10 protein-coding genes are annotated in these 13,145 nt (G+C 32.4%); 7 read left to right on the top strand and 3 right to left on the bottom strand.

Going from position 1 to position 13,145, the window contains the following annotated elements; translation table 11 throughout:
• The first annotated feature begins 45 nt into the window (after positions 1 to 45).
• Complete coding sequence (locus NST35_RS05365; protein WP_002457821.1) at positions 46 to 1,299, top strand: acetate kinase; 1,254 nt, start codon at positions 46 to 48, stop codon at positions 1,297 to 1,299.
• Between the two features lie 137 nt (positions 1,300 to 1,436).
• On the opposite strand, the gene NST35_RS05370 is transcribed toward NST35_RS05365, so the two are convergent.
• Positions 1,437 to 1,937 (bottom strand): universal stress protein, encoded by a 501-nt coding sequence (locus tag NST35_RS05370; RefSeq protein ID WP_002457820.1) that lies wholly within the window; start codon positions 1,935 to 1,937, stop codon positions 1,437 to 1,439.
• A 147-nt stretch (positions 1,938 to 2,084) separates the two neighbouring features.
• On the opposite strand from NST35_RS05370, the gene ald reads away from it, so the two are divergent.
• On the top strand, positions 2,085 to 3,200 hold the full coding sequence (gene ald / locus NST35_RS05375; RefSeq protein WP_002457819.1) for an alanine dehydrogenase: 1,116 nt from the start codon (positions 2,085 to 2,087) through the stop codon (positions 3,198 to 3,200).
• A 62-nt stretch (positions 3,201 to 3,262) separates the two neighbouring features.
• Here ald and NST35_RS05380 read toward each other — a convergent pair whose 3' ends face one another.
• Positions 3,263 to 4,318: a M24 family metallopeptidase gene (locus tag NST35_RS05380; RefSeq protein ID WP_002457818.1), complete on the bottom strand. Its 1,056-nt coding sequence runs from the start codon at positions 4,316 to 4,318 to the stop codon at positions 3,263 to 3,265.
• 171 nt (positions 4,319 to 4,489) lie between these two features.
• Here NST35_RS05380 and NST35_RS05385 point away from each other — a divergent pair, with 171 nt between their 5' ends.
• Positions 4,490 to 5,179: a metal-dependent hydrolase gene (locus NST35_RS05385; RefSeq protein WP_002457817.1), complete on the top strand. Its 690-nt coding sequence runs from the start codon at positions 4,490 to 4,492 to the stop codon at positions 5,177 to 5,179.
• A gap of 260 nt (positions 5,180 to 5,439) precedes the next feature.
• Here NST35_RS05385 and NST35_RS05390 read toward each other — a convergent pair whose 3' ends face one another.
• A complete protein-coding gene (locus NST35_RS05390; RefSeq protein ID WP_002446667.1) occupies positions 5,440 to 5,853 on the bottom strand; it encodes a universal stress protein in 414 nt (137 codons plus the stop codon).
• Positions 5,854 to 6,050: 197 nt separating this feature from the next.
• Here NST35_RS05390 and NST35_RS05395 point away from each other — a divergent pair, with 197 nt between their 5' ends.
• The 4 genes from NST35_RS05395 (at position 6,051) to NST35_RS05410 (ending at position 13,076) form a co-directional block, all read left to right on the top strand.
• Positions 6,051 to 7,349: a DRTGG domain-containing protein gene (locus NST35_RS05395; protein ID WP_002457816.1), complete on the top strand. Its 1,299-nt coding sequence runs from the start codon at positions 6,051 to 6,053 to the stop codon at positions 7,347 to 7,349.
• A 34-nt stretch (positions 7,350 to 7,383) separates the two neighbouring features.
• Positions 7,384 to 8,322: a DHH family phosphoesterase gene (locus NST35_RS05400; protein WP_002457815.1), complete on the top strand. Its 939-nt coding sequence runs from the start codon at positions 7,384 to 7,386 to the stop codon at positions 8,320 to 8,322.
• A gap of 23 nt (positions 8,323 to 8,345) precedes the next feature.
• On the top strand, positions 8,346 to 11,543 hold the full coding sequence (locus NST35_RS05405; protein WP_340747272.1) for a DNA polymerase III subunit alpha: 3,198 nt from the start codon (positions 8,346 to 8,348) through the stop codon (positions 11,541 to 11,543).
• A 303-nt stretch (positions 11,544 to 11,846) separates the two neighbouring features.
• Positions 11,847 to 13,076, top strand: a complete 1,230-nt coding sequence (locus tag NST35_RS05410; RefSeq protein ID WP_002446663.1) for an NAD(P)-dependent malic enzyme — start codon at positions 11,847 to 11,849, stop codon at positions 13,074 to 13,076.
• Positions 13,077 to 13,145 lie beyond the last annotated feature (69 nt).

Below are 13,145 nucleotides of genomic sequence, written 5' to 3' on the forward strand. Positions count from 1 at the left end.
TTATGTGAAAAATATAACTAAACAAATGATGGAGGACAATGTCTTATGTCAAAATTAATTTTGGCGGTAAATGCTGGTAGCTCATCTTTAAAGTTCCAGCTAATTAAGATGCCTGAAGAAAAACTAGTAACTAAAGGTGTGATAGAACGTATTGGTTTAAGCGATTCTATCTTTACCATTCATGTTAATGGCGAGAAGCTTACTGATATCAGAGATATCCATAATCATGAAGAAGCCGTTAATATAATGTTAGATAGTTTTAAAGAACATGAAATGATTAAAGACATCACTGATATTCAAGGAACAGGTCATCGTGTTGTGCACGGTGGCGAAACTTTCCCTAAATCAGTTGTTGTTACTGATGATGTAGAATCTCAAATTGAAGAATTAAGTGAATTAGCACCTTTACACAATCCAGCTAATTTAATGGGTATTAGAGCTTTTAGAAAGTTATTACCAGAAATCCCACATGTTGCGGTGTTTGATACTTCTTTCCACCAAACTATGCCTGAACAAGCTTATTTATATAGCTTGCCATATCATTACTATGAAGACTATGGTATACGTAAGTATGGTTTCCACGGCACAAGTCATAAATATGTATCTCGTAGAGCTGCTCAAATTGTTGGTAGACCAATTGAAGATTTAAGAATTATTTCTTGTCACATCGGTAACGGTGCATCTATTGCAGCTATAGACGGTGGAGAATCTATTGATACATCTATGGGATTCACACCACTTGCTGGTGTAACAATGGGGACTCGTTCGGGGAATCTTGATCCAGCTTTAATACCATTCATTATGGAAAAAACGGGTAAAACAGCTGATGAAGTATTAGAAATACTTAATAAAGAATCAGGATTATTAGGTCTTACTGGGACATCAAGTGATTTGCGTGATTTAACTGAAGAAGCAAAACATGGACGTCAACGTTCACGTGTTGCACTAGATTTATTTGCTTCAAAAATTCACAAATATATTGGTTCTTATGCAGCTAGAATGCATGGTGTAGATATTATTGTATTTACTGCAGGAATAGGTGAAAACTCACATATTATTCGTGGTAAAGTTTTAGAAGGACTTGAGTTTATGGGTGTTTATTGGAATCCTAAGAAGAATGAAAGTTTACATGGTGAAGAAGGTTATATTAATTATCCACATTCACCTGTAAAAGTACTTGTTGTACCTACTGATGAAGAAGTAATGATATCTCGTGACGTGATTAAATATGGTAAACTTAATGATAATACACCCAAAAAAGAAGAATTTAATACCAACGAAAGTATCGAAGTGAATTAATTTTAAAAATAGGATTAATGAATTCAAATAGTATCTTTTTCTATATGTATTAAAAAATTTTAGTACATATAAAAATACTGCCGGTTAAGTTAGTAAACTACAACCGGCAGTATTTTTTATTTTATCTATAACAGTGACTAATCTTGATATTTTTCACGTAATTGAGATGTTGCTACTTGAGGTTGGAAATCTTCAGGCATTTCTTCTGTACGTACAACTAATACGTCACAAGGTGCATGTCGAACAATCGCTTCTGATACAGAGCCAACAATAAAACGTTCTACCGCATTTAAACCTGATGTACCACTCATAATCAAATCAGCACCAACATCATGCGCTAATTTTTTAGGTATAATTGCTTTAGGTGAGCCGAATTCTAAACGTGTGTCAACATTTTTTACACCTGCATTTGTGGCTACTTCTTTATAACCTTTAAGTAATTCTTCGGAGAAATGCTTTGATTTTTCTGTGAATTGAGCATCATATACTTCATAAGAAGAATACGTACGTGAGTCAATTACATTCACAATAGTTAATTGAGCATCGTTACGTTTAGCAACACCGACAGCTTTGTTAAAAGCCCATTCTGCTTCATGAGATCCATCGACTGCGATTAATATATTTTTATAAGAAATCATCATTATTGCCCCCTTTATCTTTCTTAATTCTATTTTAACACAATAAACAGAATATTTAATTAATAATAATTACAAAATTATGTCATTATATGTTATCGATTGCCGTTTTGATAAGGACACGTTACGATAAGGTTGGAGGTAGATAATATGAAAATTGGGATTCCTAAAGAAATAAAGAATAATGAGAATCGAGTGGGGTTATCACCAAGTGGTGTACATGCACTTGTAGACCAAGGACATGAAGTTTTAGTAGAAACAAATGCTGGTCTAGGATCTTACTTTGAAGATGGTGATTATCAAGAAGCCGGTGCCAAAATTGTTGATGAGCAGTCAAAAGCTTGGGATGTTGATATGGTCATCAAAGTCAAAGAACCACTTGAATCAGAATACAAATTCTTTAAAGAAGAGTTAATCTTATTTACTTATTTACACCTTGCGAATGAACAGAAATTAACTCAGGCACTTGTGGACAACAATGTTATATCTATTGCTTATGAAACTGTACAATTACCAGACGGTTCTTTACCGTTATTAACACCAATGAGTGAAGTGGCTGGTAGAATGTCTGCACAAGTGGGAGCTGAATTTTTACAAAGATTTAATGGAGGTATGGGTATCTTACTAGGTGGCATACCTGGAGTGCCTAAAGGTAAAGTCACTATTATTGGTGGCGGTCAAGCAGGAACAAATGCAGCTAAAATAGCTTTAGGATTAGGTGCTGAAGTGACAATTTTAGATGTTAACCCTAAACGTTTAGAAGAATTAGAGGACTTGTTTGATGGCAGAGTAAGAACAATAATGTCCAATCCATTAAATATAGAAATGTATGTAAAAGAAAGTGATTTAGTCATTGGAGCAGTTCTGATTCCAGGTGCTAAAGCGCCAAACTTAGTGACTGAAGATATGATAAAAGAAATGAAAGATGGATCAGTGATTGTAGATATTGCGATAGATCAAGGTGGAATCTTTGAGACTACTGATAAAATTACAACGCACGATGCCCCAACTTATACTAAACATGGTGTCGTGCATTATGCTGTGGCTAATATGCCAGGCGCCGTTCCACGTACATCTACAATTGGATTGAACAATGCAACATTACCTTATGCGCAATTATTGGCTAATAAAGGTTATCGTGAAGCATTCAAAGTAAATCATCCATTATCTTTAGGTCTAAATACATTTAATGGACACGTGACTAATAAGAATGTAGCCGATACATTTAATTTTGAATATACTTCAATTGAAGATGCATTGAAATAATGTGTGAAATTTACCCCAAGCTTCATTCATGTGAATGAAGCTTGGGGCTTATTGTGGTTTTGTTATTTTTCGTATTGAGTTAATATTTCATAACCATTTTCAGTTACTAAAATATCATCTTCAATTCTAACACCAGCCACATGGGGGACATATACGCCAGGCTCTATAGTAATCACCATTCCTGCTTCAAGTTTATTATTATTTACACTTGATATATCTTGATATTCATGTTCTTCAAGGCCTAATCCATGACCTAGTCTATGCGGAAAGTAATCACCATAACCTGCTTCTTGGATTATATCTCTTGCTATTTTATCAATATCTTTGATGGTAACTCCTGGTTTAATAGATTTAATTGCTTCCGTTTCTGCTTTTAAAACAATGTTATATATATTTTGTGCTTCCTTATTAGGTTTGCCAAAATGAATTGTGCGTGTCATATCACTGCAATAATGATGGTATACAACACCTAAATCAAATAATACAAACTCATTTTGCTTTAATTTTCTGTCACCGGGTGTACCATGTGGTGAAGCAGCATGGTCACCGAAGAGTACCATCGTGTCGAAACTCATTTCATTAACGCCATATTTTTTAATTTCATTTTCGATATGGTTGACAACTTCTCTTTCTTTTACACCTTCTTTAAGAAAGGATTTACCAATTTCAATACATTTATCAGCTAACGCAGCTGCCTTTTTTATATTGATAATTTCATCTTCTGATTTGATATTACGTAAGTCCTTGATTGATTGATCAACATCTTGATAGTGTTCTATATTAAACGCTTTTGTTAATTCTCTTTGACGTTTAACTGTAAGATGTTCACTTTCAATGAGCATTTTAGAGAAAGTTTTAGAGTATTTGTCGAATGGGTTTTCAGTATCTAAATAACCGACGATTTTACCTTTAAACGGTGATTGTTTTACTTCTTCAACTTCCATTTTTGGACAAAATAAAACAGGCTCTTCATTTGATGGAATGAGCAAAGCGAAGAGTCTTTCATGTGGCTCACTTCGATACCCAGTAAAGTAAAAGATGTTTAAGGGTGTCGTAATCCATGCTGCATCAGCATCTTCTTGTTGTAAAACTTTTTTGATTTCTTCTATTTTAGTCATATAATGAACCTCCATCATGTGATGATATATTAATTCTATGCTAATAAGATATAGTTTTCAAAAAGTAAGAGTTATTGTTTGAACTAAACAAGCTAAATAGCTCACTAGTGTTATAAATGTGACTGTTAGGGTATACTGTTAAAAGATATTACTTTTAGGAGGGGAACTCTTATGAAACTTTCATTTCATGGTCAATCAACAATTTATTTTGAAGGTAACGGCAAGAAAGTTATAGTTGATCCATTTATCTCTGGCAACGATAAATGTGACCTAGATGAACAAACGTTAGAGGTAGATTACATTATCTTAACACATGGTCACGCTGACCATTTTGGTGATGTAGTTGAATTGGCCAATCGTAACCATGCAACTGTGATTGGTTCGGCAGAATTACAAGGATATTTATCTACTTATCACGGAGTCGAAAATGTTCATGGCATGAACATTGGTGGGAAAGCTGAATTTGATTTTGGAACAGTCAAATTTGTTCAAGCATTCCATAGTTCTAGTTTTACACATGAAAATGGTGTGCCCGTATATTTAGGTATGCCTATGGGAATAATTGTCGAAGCTGAAGGTAAGACTATCTATCATACTGGGGATACAGGATTATTTAGTGATATGAAATTGATAGCAGATAGACACCCAGTTGATGTATGTTTTGTTCCTATTGGAGATAACTTTACCATGGGAATAGAAGATGCTAGTTACGCTATTAATGAATTTATTAAGCCTACAATCAGTGTTCCTATTCATTACAATACATTCCCGTTAATTGAACAAGATCCAGAGCAATTTAAGGATGCAGTTCAGGTAGGGGAAGTGCAAATTCTCAATCCAGGAGAATCAGTGGAATTTTAATTATTTGTCTAAATGACATATAGCTTTTGGTTTTTAAGTCATTTTCTAAAATTACACGTTAATTAAAATTTAACAGTAGTAAGTTGATATTTTGAATTTAAGAAATATAAATAAGAGCCTGAGACACACATAATGTCTCAGGCTTCCTAATGTTGTGGCAAGTCGATTGCTGAATAAAAATTGAAATTATATCAAGCCTTTTAATACAAATACTAACTCATTTATTATAGTTTTGGTATTTTAGGTTACGAGTATGTCGTTTATTTAACTATTAAAACAGGAATAGTAGCACGTTTAGCTACTTTATGACTTACGCTACCTAAAACAAATTTCTTATTGTCTTCAGCTTTTCGGTTACTAAGAACAACAATTTCATATTTACCACTATTCGCAAATTTTAATAGCTCATCCTTAGCATTGCCTCTCACAATAACTTCATCATAATCAATGCCGTAGTCTTCTAAAGTTTTAAGTGTACTTTCTAAACCTTTAGAACGTTTTTCGGTTAGCTTATCTAAATGTACGCCAGCTCTGATTGACGCTTGAGCATCTTGCTCATTAATGGCATTTAAAACTGTGACGATAGTACCTTCACCTGCTAAACGAGACACCTCTTTAAGAGCTTTCTCATTTTTAATTTGAGTGTCTACCCCAAGTAGAATATGTTTATACATAAATCATCCCTCCTCAACTTTATTTTAGTAAAGTTTTAGTGTGATTTCCATTAATATTTAAATATTTTGAATATAATCTTTAACGGTAATTTATATTGATTAATATTTAGTATTTTAGAATGATTGAACAATGATTTTTTGTACATTAAAAGTTATAATGATAAAAAGACTGTTATAAAGATATAAGAGGTAACGGGATGACAAAGAATGAACAAATAATTAAACATATTGAATCTTTATCAATAGGCTCTAAAATCTCTGTGCGAAAAATTGCTAAAGATCTTAATGTGTCTGAAGGTACTGCGTACAGAGCAATTAAAGATGCGAGTCAACTTGGAATTGTAGCAACTATTGACAGAGTTGGTACTGTTAGAATCGAGAAACGAAATAGAGAAAATTTAGATAACTTAACGTTTAATGAAATTGCAAATATTGTTGAGGGTCAAATACTTGCCGGTAGAGCTGGACTTAATAAATCAGTTTCAAAATTTGCAATAGGAGCAATGCAATTTGATGATATTCTGAAATATATAGGCAAACACACATTATTAATTGTTGGAAATAGAGAAAATGTACAGATTGAAGCTTTAAAACGAGAAACTTCAATACTCATCACAGGTGGTTTTCGTCCAAGTGCTGAAATTATAAGATATGCAGATGAGCATGAATTGCCAATTATTTCTTCAAGTTATGATACATTCTTAGTTGCTAATATCATCAATAAAGCAATGTTTAATCAGAAAATACGCAAAGAAATACTTGTGGTTGAGGATATAGTTAAACCAATCAATGAATTATCAGTGTTATTTGATTCAATGACAATTCATGATTACAAAAAAATAGCAAATGAAACTGGCCATACAAGGTTTCCTATAGTAAACGAAGAATTTAAATTAGTAGGTATAGTAACAAGTAGAGAAATCATCAATATGAACGAAAAAGATCTATTAGGTAAGGTTATGACTAAAAATCCATTGAGTGTTAAATTAACAAATACGGTTGCTAGTTGTGCCCATTTATTAATTTGGGAAGGGATTGAATTATTACCAGTAACTGATAATAATAAAAAAGCTGTCGGTGTAATTAACAGACAGGATGTTTTAAAATCAATGCAATTATTAGGTAGACAACCTCAAATTGGTGAAACAGTGAATGATCAAATTGCTAAACATATTTCAATACATCAACAAGGAATAAATGTCGACGTATCTCCACTCATTACAAATCATTACGGTACTTTAAGTAAAGCAGTATTTGTTGGAATTATTGAGGAAACGATTCGTCACGAAATGAGAAAGTATAAAAAAGGTAATGTCATGATAGAAAGTATGAGTATTATCTATATTAAGACTGTACCAATTGAATCTTCTATTGAAGTACATTATGAAATGTTAGATGTTGGACGATATTTTGCTAAATTAGAAGTTACTATGATTAATAATGGTGAAAAAGTTGCTAATGCCTTAGTAATTTGTCAAATGTTTGATGGGTTTTAAAATAATATTTAGAAATTTAAAGGGAGTAATTAAAATGGAAGTAAAAATGAATGAAATAATGGAAGCATTAGAACAAAGTGAGTTAATTATTATTCACAGACATCTAAGACCTGATCCAGACGCATATGGTTCGCAATTAGGTTTGAAATATTACTTACAAAAGAAATTTCCAGATAAACAAATTTATGCTGTAGGAACTAATGAAGATTCTTTGAAATTTATAGGTTTGATGGATGAAATTGACAATGATATGTATAAGAAAGCGACTGTAGTTGTATGTGATACGGCAAATGCACCAAGAATAGATGACCAACGTTATGATACAGGTACCAAACTTTTAAAAATTGATCATCATCCTGCTACTGATCAGTATGGAGATATAAACTATGTTAATACCAAAGCTTCTTCCACTAGTGAAATAATTTACGAATTCATTTCACATTTCAATGATGAACATATCATTGATGAACAAGTTGCTAGATTGTTATATCTTGGCATCGTCGGTGATACTGGACGTTTTTTATTTAATAATACTACGCCACGGACAATGCAAATTGCTGGAAAATTACTTACATATCCTTTTGATCACAACCAAGAATTAAACAAAATGTCCGAAAAAGATCCGAAACTATTACCATTTCAAGGCTATATATTGCAAAATTTTGATTTAAATGATAAGGGATTCTGCAAAGTTAAAATAACTAAAGACATACTTGAAAAATTTCAAATACAACCTAATGAAGCGTCTTTATTTGTAAATACAATCGCCGATATTCGAGGATTAAAAATATGGATGTTTGGCGTTGATGAAGGAGATCAAATCAGATGTAGGTTGCGTTCTAAAGGTCATATTATTATTAATGATGTCGCTAATACATTTGGTGGTGGTGGACATCCAAATGCATCTGGAGTTTCAGTAAATAGTTGGGAGCAATTCGAGCAACTCGCCGAAGCTTTAAACGACAAGTTATAATTTTTAAAAGGAGGTAAGAGACCATGGTAGCACATTTAAATATTCATACTTCTTTTGACCTGTTAGATTCTAGTTTGAGAATTGATGCATTAATAGATAAAGCTAAAAAAGAAGGATACCGTGCGCTTGCAATAACCGATACAAATGTATTGTACGGTTATCCAAAGTTTTATGATGCTTGTATTGCAGCCCACATACATCCCATATTTGGTATGACTATATATTTAACGGATGGTCTCTATACTATTGAAACAGTTGTTTTAGCAAAAAATAATCAAGGACTCAAGTCATTATACCAACTTTCTTCTGCTATAATGATGAAAAATAAAGAAGAAGTACCTATTGAATGGCTAAAAAAATATGATAAACATTTAATTATCATATTTAAAGAGGCTGAGTTGTCTCATAAGCAAATCATTGATGCATTTGAAGGTAAGAAAGAATTGTATTTAAATCACAATAGTAATAATACATTGACTGGCAAACGTGTATGGATGCAATCTGCAAGATACTTAAATGAAGATGATGCTGAAACCATTCCAGCTTTACATGCCATAAGAGATAATACTAAGCTAGATTTAATACATGAGAAAGAAACACTAGATGAACATTTTCCTAGTATAGAAGAACTTCAAACACTAAATCTTAGTGAAGATATGATTGCTAACACGAATGAAATTGAAAAATTATGCCAAGCAGAAATTGCATATCATCAATCACTGTTGCCACAATTTGTGACACCTAATGGTGAGACTTCGAAAGATTATCTTTGGACAATACTTATACATAGGTTACAAAAATGGGAACTTAATGATAAAACTTATTTCGATCGGTTGAAACATGAATATAAAATTATTACTGATATGGGTTTCGAGGATTATTTTCTTATTGTAAGTGATTTGATTCATTTTGCTAAAACACATGAAGTGATGGTTGGGCCAGGTCGTGGTTCATCAGCGGGATCATTGGTAAGTTATTTATTAGGTATTACTACGATAGACCCGTTAAAATATAATCTTTTATTTGAAAGATTTCTTAATCCTGAACGTGTAACTATGCCAGATATTGATATTGATTTTGAAGACACGAGACGTGAAAAAGTAATTAAGTATGTACAAGATAAATATGGTGAACATCATGTATCAGGTATTGTGACATTTGGACATCTGTTAGCCCGTGCTGTTGCTAGAGATGTAGGAAGAATAATGGGTTTTGATGAAACGAGTTTAAATGAGATTTCAAAACTTATTCCACATAAATTAGGTATAACTCTTGAAGAAGCATACCAGAAGCCAGAGTTTAAAGCATTTGTTCATCGTAATCATAGAAATGAACGTTGGTTTGAAGTAAGTAAAAAGTTAGAAGGCTTACCAAGACATACGTCGACACATGCTGCAGGTATCATTATCAATGATCAACCATTATTCAAATTTGCGCCATTAACAACTGGTGATACAGGATTATTAACGCAGTGGACTATGACAGAAGCGGAACGTATAGGATTATTAAAAATTGATTTCTTGGGATTACGCAATCTATCAATTATTCATCAAATTATTTTACAAGTTAAAAAGGATTTAAATATAAATATTGATATAGAAGCTATACCTTACGATGATAAAAAAGTGTTTGATTTATTATCAAATGGGGACACTACAGGTATTTTTCAATTGGAATCAGAAGGCGTTAGAAGTGTATTAAAAAGATTGCAACCTGAACATTTTGAAGATATCGTAGCTGTCACATCATTATATAGACCAGGGCCAATGGAAGAAATACCAACTTATATAACCCGTAGACATAATCCTAACCAAGTTGCTTATTTACATCCTGATTTAGAACCAATCTTAAAAAACACATATGGTGTTATCATTTATCAAGAACAAATTATGCAGATAGCAAGTCAAGTTGCTAGCTTTAGTTATGGTGAAGCAGATATTTTAAGAAGGGCAATGAGTAAAAAGAATCGTGCAATCTTAGAAAGTGAGCGTCAACATTTCATAGATGGTGCGAAAAATAACGGTTACGGTGAACAGATAAGTAAGCAAATTTTTGATTTAATACTTAAGTTTGCTGATTATGGGTTCCCACGTGCCCATGCTGTTAGTTACTCAAAAATTGCATACATTATGAGCTATTTAAAAGTGCACTATCCTCATTATTTTTATGCAAATATCTTGAGTAATGTAATAGGAAGTGAAAAAAAGACTGCAGCTATGATTGACGAAGCTAAGCATCAAAGAATTAGCATTTTGCCTCCCAATATTAATCAAAGTCATTGGTATTATAAGGCAAGTAATAAAGGAATATATTTGTCTTTAGGTACAATTAAAGGAATTGGATATCAAAGCGTTAAATTAATTATCGACGAGCGCCAGCAAAATGGACCTTATAGAGATTTCTTTGATTTTTCAAGACGTATACCAAAAAGGGTGAAAAATAGAAAATTACTTGAGTCTCTTATCTTAGTAGGCGCATTCGACACTTTTGGCAAAACTAGAGCGACATTATTACAAGCAATTGATCAAGTACTAGATTTAAATTCTGATGTTGAACAAGATGATATGCTTTTCGAACTTTTAACTCCTAAACAATCTTATGAAGAAAAAGAGGAACTGCCTGATCAATTATTAAGTGATTATGAAAAAGAATACCTAGGATTCTATATTAGTAAACATCCAGTTGAAAAGAAATTTGAAAAGAAACAATATTTAGGCATATTTCAATTGTCTAATGGAAGTCACTATCAACCTATACTTGTTCAATTTGACCATATCAAACAAATAAGAACGAAGAATGGTCAAAATATGGCATTTGTAACGATGAATGATGGAAGAACGATGATGGATGGAGTGATTTTCCCAGATAAGTTTAAAAAATACGAAACTTCTATTTCAAAGGAACAGATGTATATCGTATTGGGTAAATTTGAAAAGCGTAATCAGCAAATGCAACTTATCATCAATCAACTTTTTGAAGTTGAAGCGTATGAGCAAACAAAATTGTCTAATTCGAAAAAAGTTATTTTACGTAATGTAACCCATCTTGAACCACAATTTGAACATTCAAAAGTGCAATCTAATAAACAACAACCATTAAATATTTATGGTTTTGACGAATGTGCAAATAAGATGACAATGTTGGGACAAATTGAACGTCAACCTCAAAATTTTGATCTATTAATACAAACTTATTCACCAGCTGATATTAGGTTTATTTAACTTTTAACGATTTTTAAATTATGATATAGTTAACTGATGATTATTTCTTAATCATCAGTTTTTCTTTTATAATTATTTTTTGTTCTGATTTAACACACTAAATCTGTTTTATCAGCAGAAGAAATAATTTGAATTGCAACATCTAAAAATCAATTTACTTTCAATGATTGTACTATTGTTCTACATATTTACTAGTAAATCGTGTATATTTAAAATGATTCAGTTTTCTATTCATGGATTGATTTATGTACTGAATACATATAGTTCAATGACTTCTCACAAAATAAAATAGGGGTTGATTAAATGTCTTTAAGAGATGACGCTTTAGAAATGCATAGAGAGAACCAAGGTAAACTAGAAATTACACCAAATGTTAAAGTGACAAATAAGCAACAATTAAGCCTAGCATACTCACCTGGCGTTGCTGAACCTTGTAAAGAAATCCATGAAGATCCAAGAAAAGTGTATGAGTACACTATTAAGGGGAATACAGTTGCTGTTGTAACGGATGGAACTGCTGTACTCGGTTTAGGTAATATTGGAGCAGAAGCAAGTATTCCAGTAATGGAAGGAAAGGCAGCACTGTTCAAAAGTTTTGCGGGTATTAATGGTGTGCCGATAGCTTTAGATACAACGGATACTCAAGAAATCATAAAAACAGTTAAACTTATTCAACCCAACTATGGTGGAATTAATCTTGAAGATATATCAGCTCCTCGCTGTTTTGAAATTGAAGAAACCTTAAAGAAAGAGACCAATATACCTATTTTCCATGACGATCAACATGGTACAGCTATCGTTACTATGGCTGGGTTAATCAATGCTTTAAAAATTGTAAATAAAGAGTTAACGGATATAAAAGTTGTATTAAATGGTGCAGGTGCAGCAGGTATCGCTATAGTAAAGTTACTTCATGCTTATGGCGTGAATAATATGATTATGTGCGATTCAAAAGGTGCTATTTATTCTGGCAGAAATTTAGGTATGAATGATACAAAAACATATGTAGCAAAGTGGACGAATAAAGATAAAGTTGAAGGTTCACTTGAAGAAGTGATTAAAGATGCAGATGTTTTTATAGGTGTATCTGTAGCGGATATATTGACGCAAAATATGGTGAAGACAATGGCTGATGACCCAATTATTTTTGCTATGGCTAATCCTAATCCTGAAATCAATCCCAATGAAGCCAAACAAGCAGGTGCAAAGGTTGTGGGTACTGGTCGATCTGATTTTCCGAACCAGATTAATAATGTATTAGCTTTTCCAGGTATTTTTAGAGGCGCTTTGGACGTTGAAGCTACTCATATTAACGAACATATGAAAAAGGCAGCTGTAGAAGCTATCGTTCATTTAATCGACGAAAATGAGTTACATCCCGATTATTGTATACCAGGACCATTTGATAAAAGAGTAGCTCCATCAGTAGCCAAAAATGTAGCTAAAGCTGCTATGGAATCCGGTGTAGCAAGAATTAAAATTGATACACAAGAAATATTTGATAAAACTATGAAACTTACTGACTTAAAATAGATTAAACGAATAACTATATTTTAGTACTATTACGACTTTTACAAAATATGTAAAGTCTTTTTAAATGAA

The sequence above is a fragment of the Staphylococcus sp. FSL W8-0304 genome, from assembly GCF_038006565.1.
GTDB classification, from domain to species: domain Bacteria; phylum Bacillota; class Bacilli; order Staphylococcales; family Staphylococcaceae; genus Staphylococcus; species Staphylococcus epidermidis.

Coding starts and splice junctions, on each gene's coding strand:
- NST35_RS05365 (WP_002457821.1), top strand. CDS start 46: ATGTCAAAATTAATTTTGGCGGTAAATGCTGGTAGCTCATCTTTAAAG.
- NST35_RS05370 (WP_002457820.1), bottom strand. CDS start 1,937: ATGATTTCTTATAAAAATATATTAATCGCAGTCGATGGATCTCATGAA.
- ald (WP_002457819.1), top strand. CDS start 2,085: ATGAAAATTGGGATTCCTAAAGAAATAAAGAATAATGAGAATCGAGTG.
- NST35_RS05380 (WP_002457818.1), bottom strand. CDS start 4,318: ATGACTAAAATAGAAGAAATCAAAAAAGTTTTACAACAAGAAGATGCT.
- NST35_RS05385 (WP_002457817.1), top strand. CDS start 4,490: ATGAAACTTTCATTTCATGGTCAATCAACAATTTATTTTGAAGGTAAC.
- NST35_RS05390 (WP_002446667.1), bottom strand. CDS start 5,853: ATGTATAAACATATTCTACTTGGGGTAGACACTCAAATTAAAAATGAG.
- NST35_RS05395 (WP_002457816.1), top strand. CDS start 6,051: ATGACAAAGAATGAACAAATAATTAAACATATTGAATCTTTATCAATA.
- NST35_RS05400 (WP_002457815.1), top strand. CDS start 7,384: ATGGAAGTAAAAATGAATGAAATAATGGAAGCATTAGAACAAAGTGAG.
- NST35_RS05405 (WP_340747272.1), top strand. CDS start 8,346: ATGGTAGCACATTTAAATATTCATACTTCTTTTGACCTGTTAGATTCT.
- NST35_RS05410 (WP_002446663.1), top strand. CDS start 11,847: ATGTCTTTAAGAGATGACGCTTTAGAAATGCATAGAGAGAACCAAGGT.